The organism is Arcobacter sp. ISO1, from assembly GCF_058105185.1.
Genome location: NZ_CM176573.1, coordinates 1902679 through 1920071, shown reverse-complemented (window position 1 = coordinate 1920071; position 17393 = coordinate 1902679). Strand labels below are relative to the sequence as shown.

The following is a 17393-nucleotide window of genomic DNA, read 5'->3' as shown; positions in this document are numbered from 1 at the left end:
TTATTTAGATATTTACAGTAAATTTTCTATATAATATAACAATTCAAAAAAAGGTTTTATTTGAATAGTATAAAAGAAATTGAAAAATGGCTAAATAGATATGAGATTACAAACTATACAATTTTTTCTAATTTAAATATCACAGTTGATGGTAATGTAAATCTTAGGGATAAGCTAGAGGATGAAATACTTCCTGTTAAATTTGAAAAAGTTACAGGATATTTTGATATAGCTGAGAACAATCTTATTTCCCTTGAAGGTTGCCCACAAACTGTTTTAAAAGATTTTGATTGTTCAAGTAATAATCTTACCTCACTATTTGGAGCACCAAATAGTGTTTTAGATTTTGATTGTTCAAATAATAAACTAACTTCACTATCATATGCACCAAAAGAAGTTGATGGCTTCTTTAATTGCTCAAATAATCTATTAATTTCCATAGAAGGAACTCCAAGGCATATCCAAGGTTATTTCAAATGTTCAAACAATAAAATAATCTCTTTAAAAGGGGCTCCAAAACAAATAAAAGATTATTTTGATTGTTCTAACAACAATATCTCGTCATTAAAAGATGGGCCAATGACTGTTGGTCAAGATTATATTTGCCACGGAAATGAACTAAGAAGTTTAGATGATATTGCAGATGATATTGGCTGGGATGTAATAACAGATATAAACCTTAATAACATAGACTCAAGTGTTTTTGATGAAGAAAATAAATACTGGAAATACAAAGGTAGTGAAGTTATTAAACACATATACAAGCCAGTTGTTGTGTTTGAAACAAAAGATGATATTATAAAATGGCTTCACTCAAATAGTATTAAAGATTTTAAAATTTTAGAAGACAATTCTGTAGATGTTACTGGGGATGTTAGGTTATCAGGATCACTAGAAAACTTCCAAAAACTACCAATTAATTTCCATGAAATAAAAGGTAATTTTGATATAAGTGATAATGTATTAACATCTTTAGAAGGCAGTCCTAAAAAAGTGCATGGTGATTTTTTAGCTCATAAAAATGAATTAGTTTCTTTAAAAGGTGGTCCAAAAGAAGTTTCTAAAAACTTTGTTGTACTAAAGAACAATATCACATCACTTCAGTTTTCACCCTCATATATTGGAGAAGATTATATTTGCTCAAACAATCCAATCAAATCTTTAGAAGGTATTGTTGATGTAGGTGGTTCAATTTTTACAAGTTTATATATTTCTTCTTTAAAATCAAAAGAGTTTAACTTTCATTCAATAAAAACATATAAATATGATGGAAGTTTAGTTTTAAATTATTTAGAAAAAGAGTATGTAACATTAACTGAAGAAGAAAAGATTTATAACAAAACAAGGGACAATTTAGAAAAAGTTGTCAAAAAAATGATAAGAGATAAATCATTAAAACCTGAAATGATTAATGATAACTTTTTAAAAAATCTAACAAAATACAATTTATTAAATCTTAAAAAACAAGTTTTAGAAATAAAATTTCCAAAAGAAGAAAAGAGCAAAAAAGAACTGAGTGAAACTGAAATTTTAGAATCAGTTTTTAACAAGGAGATTTAATGGAAGTTTCTAAAAATTTTAATAGATATGATTCTACAATATCACCTAATTATGATATTCAAAGAAATTCAAGAACCAACAATGTTAGTACTATTAAAAGCTTTTTAGAAGCTTTTAGAGTAGATTTAAGTGCAAAAGCTCGTGCAAGTAATGAAATAAATGATCCATCAATCAACTTTCCTACTTACAACGAAGATGTATTACAATATAATCAAAATTTAAAGTTAATCTATAAACCTTAACTATCTAAAGAGTTTTTGAATTTTTTTAGTTCCTCTTCTATTGAAGGAACTCTCATAAAATGTTCACCAATTAAAAATGCATCTGCACCAATTGAACTTAAGTTTTTTATAATCTCTGTATTACTTACACCACTTTCAGCAACTATAATTTTACCATTTGGAATCATTGGAATTAATTTTTCACATAAAGACATATCCATTTCCATTGTTTCAAGATTTCTATGGTTTATACCAACAATATGCGCCCCACATTTCATTGCTTTAGTTAAATCCTCTTTATCATGAACTTCAACTAAAACCTCAAGTCCTACATATAATGCATACTCGTATAGCTCTTTTAAATCTTTAGTACTTAAACTCTTTGCAATAAGTAAAATAAAATCTGCTCCATATACTAAAGCTTCAACAATTTGGTACTTATCTAAAATAAAATCTTTTCTTAAAAGTGGAGTTGGAACATATCTTCTAATCTGAGTTAAATACTCTAAATTACCTTGGAAGTAATGGGGTTCAGTTAAAACAGAAATTGCATTTGCACCATTATTTGAATACTCTTGTGCAATTAATAATGGATCAAAATCCTCTTTTATAACACCCTTACTAGGACTAGCTTTTTTTACCTCAGCAATAATTCTAATTGGTTCTTCTTTTGTTGAAGTTAAGTAAGGTTTTACATCCCTTGGTGCAAATGGATTTGCACTTAAACTTCTACCAAGTAAGTCTAAAGGCATATCCTTTTTTCTTTTTTCAACATCCTCTAATGTTCTTTTATTAATTTCATCTAAAATCACTTACTACACTCCTTAATTTTTTCCCAATGTAATTTTATCTCTTCATCATTTAATCCAGCACTATCAACAACTTTTTTCATGTTTTTATAGGCATTCTTACAATCTTTTAGTTTATATTGACCCCAAGCAAGAGAATCAATATATGCCAAATTGTGTGGTGCTTTTTCCAATGCTTTTTTTACTAAAGATATACCTCTATTAATATCAATATCAAAATCTATTAAAATATACCCAAGGTAGTTTTGATAAACATGATTATCTAAAATAATCAACACATCTTCAAACTTTTTTATAACACCTTTTAAAACATCTTTTTTATTTTTAGCCATCTCAAATTCTATTATTGCAATTTGAGCTAGATAATCTATATTTGAACTCTCTTTATATAATTTATTAGCTAAATCATAAGCTTTCTTATAATTATTAGAACTTCTGTAAAGATTTAGTAATTTTTCATTATCTGCATTACTTTCTTCTAAAAATTTTATTGCTTCTTTAATATCTTTTTTCTCTAAATAATACATCAACAACTTATAAACTCTATCTAAAGAGAGATTGTTTTCTAAATTTTTTGCTTTGTTGTACGTATTTTTTAAAACTCTTATTATTCCATCAATATTTTTTTCTTCTTGATAAAAAGTTAATAATCTTGAGCAAACTTGTTCTTGACATCCATTCATTTGGGTATGTGATTCTAAAAGATTTATTGCTTCTTTTTTCTTATCTAGATATATATACATTACATTTACTAAAGATAGAAGATATTTTGAGTCTAAATCTTTTTTGTAAAGCTTTTCATAAAGTTCTTTTGCTTTCTCATATTGCTCTTTTTGAATATATATATTTCCTAATAACTCATAATTTCTATCAAGTTCTTCAAGTTTTAAAAGTTCTTTTGTTTCTTCTAATGCTTTATCTAAATTAGCCATTCGCATTAATGATAATATATAAATCTTTTTTATTTCAATTTTTTTGTTTTCAATATTATTAATATTTGAATCTACAATTGATAAAATCTCTTTATAGCTTTTCAAAGCAAATGAGATTTTAATATATTCTAATAGATACTCATCATTTAAAGTTTTTTCATATAGCCTTTTATATAGTTCCCTTGCTTCACTTTTTTGACCTTGTCTATCAAATTCTAAAGCAAACATAACATATTTATCTTCATGTTCAAAAGCTTTATATTTAAACTTCTTTTTTATCAAGTTTTCAGAATATGGCTGTGGTGGATTAGCTTTTTCACATCCAGTAATAAACAAAAATAAAAATAATAATACTAAAATACTTTTATAGCTGGACACTCTTTTATTACCTCTTCTTTATGATTTTTAAAATAATCCCAAAAAGGGAAAGTTCGACATTGAATCGGCCTTGCCTCATAAATAGAACATTGTTTCTTTTCTAAATCAAAAAAAACACATGCATAATTATTACTTGAGAGTTTTACTTCTTTAATACTGTACTTATACCCTCTTTTTTCTAAAAATCTAAATCTTAGTTCTTCTAATGAAATATCTAAATGATTACTTAAGTTTTCTATCTCTTGTTTATTTATCCAAATATTTCCACTTTCTCCAATACAGCAGTTACCTTCACAAGTATCACAACCGTGTGGGTCAAAACCAAAATCAAAACCTTCTTTTCTTATTATATTCATATCTCTACTTTTATACTATGAGTTGATGACTTTTTATAAATCTCTTTTACCTCATTGGTAAAATCATCATTTTCAAAAACTATCAAAGGACTTAAAACCCTAAGTAATGATTTTGAATTCTTTCTTGCATATACTAAAACTAAAGTAGCATCTTTACTTTGTTTTGGATGAACAAATTGTAATGATTCAATGTTTAACTTCACTTCATTTAGAATTGCAATTATTTCATTTAATTGTTTCACATCATAACAGAAAAAAAATTTTCCATTTGATTTTAATATCTTTGACGTTTTTCTTACAAATTCTTTCAAAGGAAATTTATCATTATATCTAGCTACTTTAATATTTTCATTTTCACTTTTTATTACATTCCCATGGTAAAAAGGTGGGTTTGATACACATATATCAAACTGCTTTTCAAAATCCATATCTAAAAATGAACCCTTAAACATGGTTGCATCAATCTTATTACACTGTGAATTTTTTAATGAAAATTCTTGAAAACTTTTTTGTATCTCACATTGATTAAGATTTAATTTTTCATACTCCCTTGCAACTAATAAACCTAAAATTCCACTTCCACTTCCAATATCTAAAAGTTCTCCATTTATATTTTTAAATTTAGCAAGATTTTGTGTTATAAAATTATATAAAAAATGTGTGTCACTATTATAGCAATAACCACTACTTGGTTGATATAATACCAAAGAAAGACCTCCAAAAAAATTATAAGATTATATCCAATTTATCATTAATAAAAATTTCTATTAGTCACGATAACTTCACGTTGATTTTGTAAACTTCTGTAAATAATTTTTCAAATGAACTTACAAAGTACATGTTTCATTATGAAACAAACATATTTTGAATAATTTATTTTTATAAGATTAAATTAACTTTATTTATTAGTTTTAGTTAGTATAATTAAATTGTGTTTGAGATTAAATTGTTAATTTCAAAGAAAAATTTACAAGGGGAAAACAATGGCAATAAAAGAAGCTCCAGCGAATACTCCAGTATGGGTAGATGAAACAAGATGTAAAGCATGTGATGTTTGTGTTTCTGTATGTCCTGCAGGTGTTTTAGCTATGAGACAAGAGCCTACTTCTACACTTGGTGCAATGGTATCAATCATTGCTAAAGACTCATGTATTGGTTGTATGGATTGTGAACTATCATGTCCCGATTTTGCTATTTATGTTGCAGATAAAAAAGAGTTTAAATTTGCAAAATTAACAGAAGACGCAAAATCAAGAGGTGAAGCCATCAAGAAAAATAATTATAGAGTTCTAAGTGAAGGGGTATAAATGGCAAGGGAATTAATATCAACAGGAAATGACTTAGCAGCTATTGCTTCAGTTGATGCAGGATGTGAATTCTTTGCGGGATATCCAATCACACCATCATCAGAAGTTATGCATACTATTTCAGATCTTTTACCAAAACAAGGTAGTGCAGCAATCCAAATGGAAGATGAGATTGCAGGAGTATGTGCTGCTTTGGGTGCTGCAATGTCAGGGAAAAGATCATTAACAGCAACTAGTGGACCGGGAATATCTTTAAAGGCTGAGAATATTGGTCTTGGATATATTGCAGAAGTTCCATTAGTAATTATAAATGTAATGAGAGGTGGACCATCTACTGGACTTCCAACTCGTGTTCAACAAGGTGATGTTCTTCAAGCAAAGGCACCAACCCATGGAGATTATAAATCTATTACACTTTGTGCTGGAAATCTAGAAGAGTGTTATACCCAAACAGTTAGAGCTTTTAATCTAGCAGATAGATTTATGCAACCTGTATTTGTACTTTTAGATGAAACTATTGGACATATGTCTGGAAAAGCTGTAATCCCAGATTTAGAAGAGGTTAAAGCAGGAATAAAACCAAGAAGAGTTTTTGAAGGTGATCCAAAAGAATATAAACCTTATGAGGTTCCACAAGATGAACCAGCAATTTTAAATCCAATGTTTCAAGGATATAGATATCACTTTACTGGATTACACCATGATGCAAATGGACATCCAACAGAAGATGCAAAAAAATGTGAAGATCTAATCGAACGATTGTTTAATAAAGTTGAAGCACATGTAGATGAGATTGATTTATACGAAGAATATAAACTTGATGATGCAGATATTATGATAATTGCTTATGGTTCAGTTTCACTTTCAGTGAGAGAAGCTATTAGTAGACTTAGAGAAGAAGGGATTAAAGTTGGAATGTTTAGACCAATTACTCTTTGGCCAAGTCCTGAAGCAAAAATTGAAGAATTATGTAATAAATTTGATAAGATCTTAGTTACTGAACTTAATATGGGGCAATATATTCAAGAGATTGAAAGAGCAAGTGGAAGAAGAGATTTCCATAAACTCTTTAAAGCAAATGGTAGACCAATAGCTCCACTTGAAATAATAGAAAAAATAAAAGGTATGTAAGATGGCTTTTAATTATGACGAATATTTAAGAACAAATAAAATGCCAACATTATGGTGTTGGGGTTGTGGTGATGGTGTTATATTAAAAGCACTAATTAGAGCAATTGATAAACTAGGTTGGAACATGGATGATGTTTGTGTTGTATCTGGAATTGGTTGTTCTGGAAGATTTTCATCTTATATAAATTGTAACACAGTTCACACAACTCATGGTAGAACTATTGCTTATGCTACTGGGATTAAATTAGCAAATCCAGATAAGCATGTGATTTGTGTAACAGGAGATGGAGATGGTTTAGCAATTGGCGGAAATCATACTATTCATGGTTGTAGAAGAAATATTGATATTAATCATATTGTGATTAATAATTTCATTTATGGTCTTACAAATTCTCAAACAAGTCCAACAACACCACAAGGTATGTGGACAGTAACTGCAAAAAGAGGAAATATTGATCCAACTTTTAATGCTTGTAATCTAGCAATTGGTGCGGGAGCAACATTTGTAGCAAGAGAGACTATGCTAGATCCTAAAAAACTTGAAAGAGTTTTTGTAAAAGGTTTAGAGCATAATGGATATTCATTTTTTGATATTTTTTCAAATTGCCATGTTAACTTAGGTAGAAAAAATAAAATGAACTCTGCTATGGCAAATTTAGAATGGATTGATTCAATCTCTATGGCAAAAACTAAATTTGACAAATTAGAAGATGCAGAAAAAAAGAATTTATTCCCTACTGGAATATTAAAACAAGATACAACAAAAGCTGAATATACAGATTCATATAAAAAAGTGCAAGAGGCTCATCAAAATAAAACAATGGTTCAATTACAGGAGTAAATCATGGCTAGAACATTAATGAGATTTACAGGAGTAGGAGGACAAGGTGTTCTTCTTGCTGGAGCAATTTTTGCTGCGGCTAAAATAAAAGCAGGTGGCTATGGTCTAAAAACAGCAACTTATACTTCACAAGTTAGAGGTGGACCAACTGTTGTTGATATCACTCTAGAAGATGAACCAATTTTATATCCATATGCAAATGATGGAGAGATTGATTTTATGTTATCTGTTGCACAAGTTTCTTATGACCAATTTAAAGATGGAGTAAAACCTGGGGGAACTATTGTAGTTGAACCTAATTTAGTGACTCCAAGTGAAGAGGATAGAAAAAAATGGAATATCTATGAAATTCCAATTATTACAATTGCAAAAGAGGAAGTTGGAAATGTTATTACTCAATCGGTTTTAGCACTTTCTATTGCAAACTTAATGACAGGAAGTATTGTAGATAATGAAACACTAAGAGAAACAATGCTTTCTAAAGTTCCACCGAAAGTTCATGAATTAAACAATAAAGCTTTTGATTTGGGATTAAAATACGCGAAAGAAGCAATTGCTTAAATAATTAGCTCTTTTGAGCTAATTATTTGATATAAACTATATAGTTATTGATTTTCTCTTCTAATCTTTTTGAAAGATGTAGATTTGAATTTTTTAAACAAGATAAGATAAACTTAGCTTCTTTTTGATAGTTAAATATCTTTTGACCATCCCAAGACTCAGGTGGTTTTTGCATATTTGTAATTCTATCTGCTAATTTAACCATTTGAATCTCATAACCTTGAGTTAATAATTTATTAATACTATCTTCCATTTGCTCTTTTTTTGTTGGAAGCGTTTTATCTTTTGTTAAAGCATCAACACCTTCAGCAACTTCTGCACTAAAAGTTGAATATAAATCATCATAAGTTACATCTGTATCTTCAATAGTATCATGTAATAAGGCAACTGTAATTGCTAAATCAGCTTTTTTATCTTCAATTTCTCCCTCTTGGCATGCATGCATTACCTCCATAGCAACTGATACTAAATGGGTAATATATGGCTCACCATTTGGAGTTTTTTGTTCACCATGAGCTTTTGCAGCATAATGTAAAGCTTTTAAATATTTTTCTTGAGAAAACATTATTTATTCTCCTCTTTCTTTTCATTTCTTTTTCTACCATTGTTAAGTTCCATTCTTGACATAACAGGTTTAGCATTTTTTGAAAAATCAATCAAGTCTTCAACTGTTTTTACACTTTCGCCTAAACATTTAAAAGATTTTTCTAAAATATATGTAGTACTTAATGCATCACTATAAGCTCTATGATGATTATCTATATTTATATTCAAGTCCTCTTTTAAATATTTTAAACCATATCTATTTGCTTTTATTGTTTTTCTTGCTAAATCAATGGTACACAATTTTCTATTTTGCAATCTTCCTAAATCATATTTTTGTAAAGATGCAGAGATAAAATTATAGTCAAATTTAATATCATGGGCAACAAAAACATCATCACCTAAAAAAAGCTTGAACTCCTCTAATACTTTTTTAATAGTTGGAGCGTCTTCAAGCATACAAGGAGTGATTTTTGTAACCTCTTGGATATATTCTGGGATAAATTTTTCATATACTAAGGTTTCATACTTATCAATTATTTCACCATTTTTATATTTTACTGCACCAATTTCTATAATTTGATGCCCTTTTTTGACATTTCCACCATTTGTTTCAATATCAACAATACAAAAAATTTGATCTTTTATTAAAGTATTAGTTGTTAGTAAAATAACCTTATCATCAACAATATCTAGTGGCATCCCATTTGATAGTAAAAGTTCAAATTCCAATTGGGAATTATCAAAAAATCTATCTTTATTTTTCGATAGTAAATCTAAAAACTCTTCATAATCAATGGGACTTTTTTTAAGTTTGTCTACTAACCTTTGAAAAAACATATTATTTTATTTCTTTTACAGCTTTTACGAAATTAATCATTTTAGTTTTATCCTTTTTCCCTTTAGCAGATTCAACACCAGAACTTACATCAACACCAAAAAAGTTATATCCCTTTAACTCTTTTAAATTTGATTCATTTAAGCCGCCAGCTAAAATCATTTTTGAACAATCTATATCATCAAACCATTCAAGGGCAATTTTTTTACCTTCTCCACCAAAGCTTTCAACAAAGGCATCTACTAAAACATAGCTTCCTTGATTTTCAATAAGATCTTTTTTCTCTTTTGCTCTAACCACTTTAATATATTTAAAATTTAAAATATTAAAATCTGTATAATTATCGTCATCAATAACTTGAGCTAATTGCATTTTTGCATTTGTACAAACTTGGTTTATAAAACTACTATTCTCATTTACAAAAAGGGCAACAGTTTGAACAAAAGGTGGTAATTGCTCTACAATCTCTCTAGCCTTAAAAGGATCTATATATCTTGGACTTTTTTCGTAAAAAACAAAGCCTAAGGCATCAGCACCAGCATCAATTGCATTTAGTGCATCTTCTAAATTAGTAATCCCACAAATTTTAATTTTCATATAGATTTAACTTTTAAATTTGAAGAGATTTAATTGCTTTTGAATAATCTTCATTTCCAAATACATAAGACCCAGCAACTACAACATCAACTCCAGCGTCTTTAAGTTCTTGGATATTTTTATCATTTACTCCACCATCAACTTCAATTAAACAATTTGGATTTCTTTTATTAATTAACTCTTTTAGTTTTTTAGTTTTTTCAACAACTGATGAAATAAACTTTTGTCCACCAAAACCTGGGTTTACAGACATAAGTAAAACCATATCTAAATCTTCAAGTAAATATTCTATTGTTTCAGGTGTAGTATGAGGATTTAAAACAATCCCTGGTTTAATTCCTAAACTTCTAATTTTTTGAATAAGTCTATGTGGGTGTTTTTCACTTTCAATATGAAATGTAATATATTCTGGTTTTAAAGGAGCAAAAAGCTCAACAAAAAAAGTATTATTTTCAACCATTAAATGAACATCAAGAGGCTTTGTTGCAGCCTTTGCAACAGGATTAACCACAACAGGACCAATTGTCATATTTGGAACAAAATGTCCATCCATTACATCAACATGAATTAAATCACATCCACCATCACAGATAGCTTTTATCTCTTCAGCTAAATTTCCAAAATCTGCTGAAAGGATTGAAGGAGCTACTAGCATATATTAACCTTTAAAATAATTTTTCGCGATTATACCTAGTTTATAGTTTTATTTTGCTTTTTTAGGTACTATTTCAAAATCAAAAGGATTCACAATGAAATTAATGATTATCGCACTAACAATATTTTTTACAACATTTTTAAATGCACAAAGCCTCGATAGATTATATATAAAAGCAAAAGAGTATGAACAAAATGGTAATTTTAAAGAAGCAATGATCACATACAAAGAGATTGCAAAAAAAGAAAGAAATATAAATAGAACTTACATAGATGAAGAGATAAAAATTACAAATGACGTTATTACTGAAAATCTTGATCCAATTGAAAATGAAGAAACAGTTGAAACAATAGAACAAATACTTGCTTCAAACTTTAATCTTTTCCCTTATCATGAAAACTATTTTTTTCCCTTTTCTTATGACACAAAAAAAAGAAGCGATGGTAGAAGTCAAACAGAAACAAAATTTCAATTAAGTGTTAAAAAACCAATAATCAATAACTTCTTTGGTTTAAATGAAACTGTTTATTTTGGATATACACATACTTCATGGTGGCAATTATATAATGACTCAGCCCCTTTTAGAGAAACAAACTATAGACCTGAAATATTTGTGAATATACCTTATATAAGGGCTGATAAAACAGCATTAAAAGGTTTTAAATTTGGATTTTTACATGAATCGAATGGTCAAGATAAACCTAAATCAAGATCTTGGAATAGATTATATTTAGAAAGTTACTTTCAACTTGGAAATCTTTTTGCTATTCCAAAGGTTTGGTATAGAATTCCTGAAAAAGAGGTAGATGATGATAATCCTTATATTCAAGATTTTTTAGGTTATGGGGATTTAACCTTGGTATATCCATACAAAAAACACACATTTAAATTACTTCTTAGAAATAATATGAAATTTAATGATGATAATAAAGGGTTTACACAACTTGATTGGACTTTCCCTTTATTTGGTTCAAAAAACACATTTGGATATATTCAGCTTTCAAATGGTTATGGTGAGAGTTTAATCGATTATGATAAAGAGATTAGTAGAATAAATTTTGGTATATCTTTATCTAGATAAGAGTTAAACCATCTTTGGAGTTTTTATAGGTACTTTTTAAAAAGTCGTTTAAAAACTCTTTATCAAAGGTTTTCACTCCATTTAAACAAATATCCAAATAATCTAAATTTGGCAAAATTTCATAGTTTGTTTTTTCCTCTTTACCCATATATAAAAAACTATCTCCAAGCTTTTCCCCGCAATAAGTCTTTATACAATCTGAAGAAACAATATTTCTGTTGTAACCTTTTTCTCGAATATCTAAAATATCAAAATACTCTAAAGATAAGTTTTTAATTAGTATAGCATTAAACCAAGAGTTCTTATCTTTTTGCACATTTAAAACAGCTCTATTAATTGAGTTTTTAAATCTATAAGAGGGTTCTTGATTAAAAACTCTTTTAAAACCATAAACCTTTATGGTTTCAATATCAACAAGATTAATATTTTCTTTTTCAAGTTCCCTTTTATTTATAAGACTTCCATAAACAATTAAGTTCATTGTGCTCTTTTTTCCATAAACCACATGAATGAAAACATTAAACCTGGTGTTTTAGCTTTTGATTCATCAAACATAAATTCTTTGTAATCATTTATTGGTAGATACATTAATTCTATTTGTTCATCATTTATACCACCACCATCATGCTCTTTCATAGAATCATCAACCTGTGCGAAAAAAAGTGTTTGACAACCGCCACTTACACCAACATTTGTGTAAAAAGAGCTTATCTTCTCAATTTTTTCTAAAGGAACGTTATATCCACACTCTTCATCAATCTCTTCTTTAGCAATCTCAAGCAATGACTTATCTTTGTCAACAATCCCAGCACATAATTCATAAGTGCATAATTTTGATTTATCATTTAAATAAACAGGTGGTCTAAACTGTTTTACTAATATAAATTCATTTTTTTCACTGTGATATAAAAGAATTGCAACTGAATCAAAACTTTTTACAGCTTCCCAATTTTTCTCAATCCCATTTTGAGTATAAGAGATTTTTACAGGGTGAACAAATTTAGTATCAATTAAATCACTGGTTTTAAACTTTTCAATTTTGTTATTCATAATTAACCTTTGCAATATTTTATTAATTTTTCAATAAAATAAGTTTAAATCAAATATTATAATTGTATAAATAAAAAAAGGATGTAATAATGAAACTTAAGTATACAGGTCCTAAAGAGTTAATCTCTCCCCATGGAGTTAGTTTTAAAAAAGGTAAAGATGATAAATATGTATACATTCACCCTGCCATTCAAATATATAATGCGATTCATCATGATTATGAAAAAGATAAAATTTATACTCTAAATATAGAAGGGAAAAGATTAAATGACGATGATTTAACAGAAAAAATACTTCTTTTAAAACCTGAGTTTAAAAAATACTTTGATGAACAAATAGATGACATAAAAGATTATCTGGATGATGAGATAGATTCGATAAATAACTTAAATGAATTTACAGAAGATGAGAAAAAAATCTATAAGAGTAATCTTATTATTATGAAAAACTATCGTATCCAAAGAGCTTTCAATAAAGCAGTTTATAATAAACTAATAGAAACAATAGTTGATGATATATTTATCCATAAACTAAAAGAGATAAATGCCCCTTTTAATGAAAGGTTTTGGCACATTTTCCAAACAATTCAAGGGGAACTATCAAACCACAATCATAGATCAATTGGTTCAAAACTAGATATTCTACATGATAATGATTATCTAGGTATCTCTTTAAAAATAAACTCTATAGGGTAATAAGAAGTTTACTAAAATCGATTTTGAAGGTAGAACCTTCATCGATTTTTGATTCTAAACTTAGTTTTAAATTATAATCTTTACAAATTCTTTTTACAATATCAAGTCCTATTCCAAAACCACCTTCATGATTAACCCCTCTTTTATACCGTTTAAAAATCTCTTCTTGATCTTTTTTTGATATCCCTATACCAAAATCTTGGACACTTAAAATAGCATCTTTTAAACTTACTTTTACAATTGAATTTGCTTTACTGTATTTAATAGAGTTAGAGATTAGATTATTTACAATTTTTTGAGCCTTTGTTTTATCCATTTTAACTAAACATCTATCAACATCTGAATTTATCTTAATATTCTTAGTTATTGAAATATCATTAAAATATTCCACACTATCATTAACTAAACTTGCTAAATTAAAGTTTTCAATATGACTTTCATCTATATCTGAAAAGGCTGAGAAGTGAATATCATTGTAAATTTGAGAAATCTGTTTAGAACTACTTAAAATATATCTCAACATCTTTTCATTGTTCTTTCCTTTCTTTAGCATACTAACTGATGTCATAAGAACTGAAATTGGTGTATTTAATTCATGGGCAGAATCTTTAATAAAATTATCCAATTGAAGAACTTTTTCCCTAACAGGCTTAAGTAATATTCTTGCAAGAAAAAATGCAATAAAAGCTACAAATATAGCACTTAGAAAAAATGCAACAATAATATATATCTTCAAATTTTCTTTACTTTTAACCCCTTGAGTTGTTTGAGTAATAATATACTTAATTGGGATATCATTTTCATTTAAGCTCTCCATATAAAAATGATATTTATCTTTTCCATAAAAATCTTCATTAAACTCTACTAGTTTCCCTTCTTGTAAATATGAATAAATTGGATTTTTTTCTTTATCAAAGATTGCATAGTTTATACTTTCTTCTTTTAATTTTTTTGGTACAAAATCTTTATGGTGCATATGAGCATTTAAAATATCATTTTTGATTTGCATTGAAGCATTTTTAAGTTCCATTGTACAAGTCTCTTCAAGAGATTCCACTTCATTTTTATAATAAACAGATAATAAAATACCTATTAATAAAAGTGCGGACCCAACATAAATAGTAAGAAAACTCAATAAAGCTTTTTTTTCATTGTTATTCAAATTTGTACCCTATTCCTCTTATTGTTTGAATTCTTTCTTTTCCAAGAATTTCCCTTAAGTTTTTTATATAAACTCTTATTGTTGCATCTGTTGGCATCTCATCATAGGCCCAAATATTTTGTAATAATTCATCCGATGAGATAACTCTATTTCTATAATTAAAAAAATATTTTAAAATATCTCTTTCTTTCAAAGCGATTTTCTTTGTTTTATCTTTTATTCTTATTTCGCAAGTGTTAGGCAAAAAAGTTATATCATCTGAGATTTTAAATTCATTACTTTGATCAATCATAAAGTTTTTACAAAGTTTCATTATTCTTTGATCTAATTCTTCTAAGTCAAAAGGCTTCTTAATATAATCATCAACCCCATTTTCAAAAGACTCTTTTAAATGTTTTATATCTTGATATGCAGTTAATATTATAATAGGAGTATTATTATTGTAGTCTTCTCTAAGGGTTTTTAAAACCTCTAATCCACTCATTATAGGTGTATTTATATCTAATAAAGCTAAATCATATACATCATCAAGTAACTTTTCTAAAGCTTCTTGTCCATTTGTACATAAGGTTACTTCAAAATTTTTATCACATAGGTGTTCATTTAATAAATCGTTTAATGCAAAATCATCTTCTAATAGTAGTATTTTCAAAACTTATCCTTATTAAAAATACTACGATTATACTCTAGTTTTGTTTATTGAGTGTGTATTGAATTTACTTGAAATTATCAAAAACTAGTGGTGATTTGAACTCTAAAGATTTAAGGTGTTTCATTATAGTTTGTAAATCATCAATATTTTTTCCAGTAACTCTAATCTCATCACCTTGATTAACAGCTTTTACTTTTAGTTTTAGATTTTTTATCTCAACTTGAATTTTTTTTGCTTCATCTTGTTTAATTGAATCTATTATTGCATATGAATATTTTCGATTTCCCCCTGAACTATCCTCTTTTTTTGCCTCATCTAAAGAGTTAATTGAAAGTCCTCTTTTATTCATTTTAGAAATTAATATATCATACATAGCATCTACTTTGTTATCACTTGAAGAGATAATTGTTAATATTTTTGCTCCTTGATTAAAATCAATCTCAGCTTTTAAACCTTTAAAGTCATATCTATTATCAACCTCTTTTTGTGCTTGAATTACTGCATTTTTCATCTCTTGCATATCAAGTTTTGCTGAAATATCAAAGCTGTGTTCTTTTGTTGCCATTTATTTGCCTTTTAAATTTTAATTTAAAAAAGTAAAGAATAAATTCTTTTTGTATATCCCTTTTTGTGAATAATATTATATGTAAAGGTAAGTTTTATACTAATTAAATAAAAAGGAGTCTTACTCCTTTTTATTATTAAAGAATGTGATCATCTTTTCGTGGTTGTGGTAAGATAAGATTTAAGATAATTCCTGTAATTGCTCCAAGACCAATTCCAGAGAATGGAACTCCACCAAAATTAAATGTCATTCCACCAATTGAGAATACCAAAATCATAGAAACAATAATTAGATTTCTTGGACAGTTAAAATCTACATTTGCTCTAGTTAAAGTTGAGATACCAACTGAAGCGATAATACCAAATAAAAGTAACATAATACCACCCATAACTGGAACTGGTATCGTTGCTAATAATCCACCTAGTTTACCAACAAAAGCTAAAACAATTGCCATAATTGCAGCCCATGTCATAATTGCAGGATTAAATGCTTTTGTTACTGTAACAGCACCTGTTACTTCTGAATAAGTTGTATTTGGTGGTCCACCAAACAATGAAGCTGCTGATGTTGCAAGTCCATCACCTAAAAGAGTGTTTTTTAAACCTGGTTTTTTAAGATAATCCTCTTTTGTAACATTTGAAATAGCTAACATATCTCCTATATGTTCAATTGCAGGAGCAATTGCAATAGGAAGAATAAATAAAATTGCTTGCCAGTTAAACTCAGGAGCAGTAAAACTTGGCATTGCAAACCATGCAGCCTCAGAAACTGCTTGAAAGTTTACTAAGCCAAGAGATAAAGCAACAATATAACCAACAATTATTCCACCTAAGATTGGAACTAATCTAAAAATTCCTTTTCCTAATAATGAGATAAACATTGTAGTAAATAATGCAACCATAGATACAATAATTGCCTTTTCAAATGGTACTAATACAATTGCTCCATCCCCAGTTTTTCCCATAGCCATATTAACTGCAACAGGAGAAAGGATTAAACCAATTGAGATAATAACAGGACCAACTACAATAGCAGGTAAAAGTTTATGAATAAAACCATCACCTTTAGCTCTAATTATAAAACTAAGAACTACATAAAGTAAACCTGCTGCAACAAGTCCAGACATGGTTGCTGCAATACCCCAAGTTTTAACACCATGTGAAATTGGTGCAATAAAAGCAAATGATGATGCTAAAAAAATTGGGGGAATATTTTCTTTGTTAACAAGTTGAAAAACTAAGGTACCAATACCAGCTGTAAAAAGTGCAACATTTGGGTCAAGTCCAGTTAAAATTGGTACTAAAACTAAAGCACCAAAAGCAACAAATAGGAACTGTAGACCTAGAATAGAGTCTTTGATCCTAAAATTGTATTCTGTGGGTTTCATATACATCCTCTTTTAAGTTTAAATTTAGATATTTTATCTAAGTTTATATTAATCAGATGTAAATTAATGTGT

At 27.9% G+C, this 17393-nt stretch carries 22 protein-coding genes; 8 read left to right on the top strand and 14 right to left on the bottom strand.

Features of this window, described 5'->3' with window-relative positions:
• The first annotated feature begins 60 nt into the window (after positions 1-60).
• Together AC2TY9_RS09475 and AC2TY9_RS09470 are read left to right on the top strand one after the other, a co-directional pair.
• Positions 61-1560, top strand: coding sequence for a hypothetical protein (locus AC2TY9_RS09475; RefSeq protein ID WP_489777203.1), 1500 nt, complete (start codon positions 61-63; stop codon positions 1558-1560).
• The gene (locus AC2TY9_RS09470) at positions 1560-1802 is read left to right on the top strand and encodes a hypothetical protein (RefSeq protein ID WP_489777202.1); all 243 of its coding nucleotides are present in this window, start codon (positions 1560-1562) and stop codon (positions 1800-1802) included. The genes AC2TY9_RS09475 and AC2TY9_RS09470 overlap by 1 nt, the downstream gene beginning before the upstream one ends.
• Here the strand turns inward: AC2TY9_RS09470 and trpC are convergent.
• The 4 genes from trpC to AC2TY9_RS09450 are packed head-to-tail and all read right to left on the bottom strand — an operon-like array spanning position 1799 to position 4963.
• Positions 1799-2593, bottom strand: coding sequence for an indole-3-glycerol phosphate synthase TrpC (gene trpC / locus AC2TY9_RS09465; protein WP_489777201.1), 795 nt, complete (start codon positions 2591-2593; stop codon positions 1799-1801). The genes AC2TY9_RS09470 and trpC overlap by 4 nt on opposite strands.
• Entirely contained in the window at positions 2590-3858 is a 1269-nt protein-coding gene (locus tag AC2TY9_RS09460; protein ID WP_489777200.1) for a hypothetical protein, read from the bottom strand. The genes trpC and AC2TY9_RS09460 overlap by 4 nt, the downstream gene beginning before the upstream one ends.
• Before the next feature lie 17 nt (positions 3859-3875).
• Positions 3876-4256, bottom strand: a complete 381-nt coding sequence (locus tag AC2TY9_RS09455; protein WP_489777199.1) for a YkgJ family cysteine cluster protein — start codon at positions 4254-4256, stop codon at positions 3876-3878.
• Entirely contained in the window at positions 4253-4963 is a 711-nt protein-coding gene (locus AC2TY9_RS09450; RefSeq protein WP_489777198.1) for a tRNA1(Val) (adenine(37)-N6)-methyltransferase, read from the bottom strand. Before AC2TY9_RS09450 ends, AC2TY9_RS09455 begins: the two co-directional genes overlap by 4 nt.
• Before the next feature lie 276 nt (positions 4964-5239).
• Here AC2TY9_RS09450 and AC2TY9_RS09445 point away from each other — a divergent pair, with 276 nt between their 5' ends.
• The 4 genes from AC2TY9_RS09445 to AC2TY9_RS09430 are packed head-to-tail and all read left to right on the top strand — an operon-like array spanning position 5240 to position 8096.
• On the top strand, positions 5240-5563 hold the full coding sequence (locus AC2TY9_RS09445; RefSeq protein ID WP_489777196.1) for a 4Fe-4S binding protein: 324 nt from the start codon (positions 5240-5242) through the stop codon (positions 5561-5563).
• Positions 5564-6694 carry a 2-oxoglutarate synthase subunit alpha gene (locus AC2TY9_RS09440; protein WP_489777195.1) on the top strand — a complete coding sequence of 377 codons (1131 nt, stop codon included), beginning with the start codon at positions 5564-5566 and terminating at the stop codon, positions 6692-6694. It abuts the gene before it with no gap.
• Between the two features lies 1 nt (position 6695).
• Positions 6696-7535 carry a 2-oxoglutarate ferredoxin oxidoreductase subunit beta gene (locus AC2TY9_RS09435; RefSeq protein WP_489777194.1) on the top strand — a complete coding sequence of 280 codons (840 nt, stop codon included), beginning with the start codon at positions 6696-6698 and terminating at the stop codon, positions 7533-7535.
• Between the two features lie 3 nt (positions 7536-7538).
• On the top strand, positions 7539-8096 hold the full coding sequence (locus tag AC2TY9_RS09430; protein WP_489777193.1) for a 2-oxoglutarate:acceptor oxidoreductase subunit OorC: 558 nt from the start codon (positions 7539-7541) through the stop codon (positions 8094-8096).
• A gap of 22 nt (positions 8097-8118) precedes the next feature.
• Here AC2TY9_RS09430 and AC2TY9_RS09425 read toward each other — a convergent pair whose 3' ends face one another.
• From AC2TY9_RS09425 to rpe, 4 genes are read right to left on the bottom strand one after another with little or no spacing between them, the layout of a single operon-like run.
• Complete coding sequence (locus AC2TY9_RS09425) at positions 8119-8661, bottom strand: HD domain-containing protein (RefSeq protein ID WP_489777192.1); 543 nt, start codon at positions 8659-8661, stop codon at positions 8119-8121.
• On the bottom strand, positions 8661-9479 hold the full coding sequence (locus AC2TY9_RS09420; RefSeq protein ID WP_489777191.1) for a 3'-5' exonuclease: 819 nt from the start codon (positions 9477-9479) through the stop codon (positions 8661-8663). The genes AC2TY9_RS09425 and AC2TY9_RS09420 overlap by 1 nt, the downstream gene beginning before the upstream one ends.
• A gap of 1 nt (position 9480) precedes the next feature.
• Positions 9481-10074: a phosphoribosylanthranilate isomerase gene (locus tag AC2TY9_RS09415; protein ID WP_489777190.1), complete on the bottom strand. Its 594-nt coding sequence runs from the start codon at positions 10072-10074 to the stop codon at positions 9481-9483.
• Between the two features lie 13 nt (positions 10075-10087).
• Positions 10088-10729 (bottom strand): ribulose-phosphate 3-epimerase, encoded by a 642-nt coding sequence (rpe, locus tag AC2TY9_RS09410; RefSeq protein ID WP_489777189.1) that lies wholly within the window; start codon positions 10727-10729, stop codon positions 10088-10090.
• Positions 10730-10823: 94 nt separating this feature from the next.
• On the opposite strand from rpe, the gene AC2TY9_RS09405 reads away from it, so the two are divergent.
• Positions 10824-11810, top strand: coding sequence for a phospholipase A (locus tag AC2TY9_RS09405; protein ID WP_489777188.1), 987 nt, complete (start codon positions 10824-10826; stop codon positions 11808-11810).
• Here AC2TY9_RS09405 and AC2TY9_RS09400 read toward each other — a convergent pair.
• The gene (locus AC2TY9_RS09400) at positions 11803-12291 is read right to left on the bottom strand and encodes a hypothetical protein (RefSeq protein WP_489777187.1); all 489 of its coding nucleotides are present in this window, start codon (positions 12289-12291) and stop codon (positions 11803-11805) included. The genes AC2TY9_RS09405 and AC2TY9_RS09400 overlap by 8 nt on opposite strands.
• Positions 12288-12860 (bottom strand): NUDIX hydrolase, encoded by a 573-nt coding sequence (locus AC2TY9_RS09395; protein ID WP_489777186.1) that lies wholly within the window; start codon positions 12858-12860, stop codon positions 12288-12290. The genes AC2TY9_RS09400 and AC2TY9_RS09395 overlap by 4 nt, the downstream gene beginning before the upstream one ends.
• A gap of 89 nt (positions 12861-12949) precedes the next feature.
• Here AC2TY9_RS09395 and AC2TY9_RS09390 point away from each other — a divergent pair, with 89 nt between their 5' ends.
• On the top strand, positions 12950-13555 hold the full coding sequence (locus AC2TY9_RS09390; RefSeq protein WP_489777185.1) for a hypothetical protein: 606 nt from the start codon (positions 12950-12952) through the stop codon (positions 13553-13555).
• On the opposite strand, the gene AC2TY9_RS09385 is transcribed toward AC2TY9_RS09390, so the two are convergent.
• The 4 genes from AC2TY9_RS09385 to AC2TY9_RS09370 form a co-directional block, all read right to left on the bottom strand.
• On the bottom strand, positions 13545-14717 hold the full coding sequence (locus AC2TY9_RS09385) for a sensor histidine kinase (RefSeq protein ID WP_489777184.1): 1173 nt from the start codon (positions 14715-14717) through the stop codon (positions 13545-13547). The two genes, AC2TY9_RS09390 and AC2TY9_RS09385, sit on opposite strands and share 11 nt — an antisense overlap.
• Positions 14710-15369, bottom strand: coding sequence for a response regulator transcription factor (locus tag AC2TY9_RS09380; RefSeq protein WP_489777183.1), 660 nt, complete (start codon positions 15367-15369; stop codon positions 14710-14712). The genes AC2TY9_RS09385 and AC2TY9_RS09380 overlap by 8 nt, the downstream gene beginning before the upstream one ends.
• A 64-nt stretch (positions 15370-15433) precedes the next feature.
• Complete coding sequence (locus tag AC2TY9_RS09375; RefSeq protein ID WP_489777182.1) at positions 15434-15934, bottom strand: YajQ family cyclic di-GMP-binding protein; 501 nt, start codon at positions 15932-15934, stop codon at positions 15434-15436.
• 136 nt (positions 15935-16070) lie between these two features.
• Positions 16071-17321 (bottom strand): uracil-xanthine permease family protein, encoded by a 1251-nt coding sequence (locus AC2TY9_RS09370; RefSeq protein ID WP_489777181.1) that lies wholly within the window; start codon positions 17319-17321, stop codon positions 16071-16073.
• Positions 17322-17393: the final 72 nt, after the last annotated feature.

Coding starts and splice junctions, on each gene's coding strand:
- AC2TY9_RS09395 (WP_489777186.1), bottom strand. CDS start 12,860: ATGAATAACAAAATTGAAAAGTTTAAAACCAGTGATTTAATTGATACT.
- AC2TY9_RS09400 (WP_489777187.1), bottom strand. CDS start 12,291: ATGAACTTAATTGTTTATGGAAGTCTTATAAATAAAAGGGAACTTGAA.
- AC2TY9_RS09440 (WP_489777195.1), top strand. CDS start 5,564: ATGGCAAGGGAATTAATATCAACAGGAAATGACTTAGCAGCTATTGCT.
- AC2TY9_RS09470 (WP_489777202.1), top strand. CDS start 1,560: ATGGAAGTTTCTAAAAATTTTAATAGATATGATTCTACAATATCACCT.
- AC2TY9_RS09455 (WP_489777199.1), bottom strand. CDS start 4,256: ATGAATATAATAAGAAAAGAAGGTTTTGATTTTGGTTTTGACCCACAC.
- rpe (WP_489777189.1), bottom strand. CDS start 10,729: ATGCTAGTAGCTCCTTCAATCCTTTCAGCAGATTTTGGAAATTTAGCT.
- AC2TY9_RS09425 (WP_489777192.1), bottom strand. CDS start 8,661: ATGTTTTCTCAAGAAAAATATTTAAAAGCTTTACATTATGCTGCAAAA.
- AC2TY9_RS09370 (WP_489777181.1), bottom strand. CDS start 17,321: ATGAAACCCACAGAATACAATTTTAGGATCAAAGACTCTATTCTAGGT.
- AC2TY9_RS09375 (WP_489777182.1), bottom strand. CDS start 15,934: ATGGCAACAAAAGAACACAGCTTTGATATTTCAGCAAAACTTGATATG.
- AC2TY9_RS09435 (WP_489777194.1), top strand. CDS start 6,696: ATGGCTTTTAATTATGACGAATATTTAAGAACAAATAAAATGCCAACA.
- AC2TY9_RS09445 (WP_489777196.1), top strand. CDS start 5,240: ATGGCAATAAAAGAAGCTCCAGCGAATACTCCAGTATGGGTAGATGAA.
- AC2TY9_RS09390 (WP_489777185.1), top strand. CDS start 12,950: ATGAAACTTAAGTATACAGGTCCTAAAGAGTTAATCTCTCCCCATGGA.
- AC2TY9_RS09405 (WP_489777188.1), top strand. CDS start 10,824: ATGAAATTAATGATTATCGCACTAACAATATTTTTTACAACATTTTTA.
- AC2TY9_RS09415 (WP_489777190.1), bottom strand. CDS start 10,074: ATGAAAATTAAAATTTGTGGGATTACTAATTTAGAAGATGCACTAAAT.
- AC2TY9_RS09430 (WP_489777193.1), top strand. CDS start 7,539: ATGGCTAGAACATTAATGAGATTTACAGGAGTAGGAGGACAAGGTGTT.
- AC2TY9_RS09420 (WP_489777191.1), bottom strand. CDS start 9,479: ATGTTTTTTCAAAGGTTAGTAGACAAACTTAAAAAAAGTCCCATTGAT.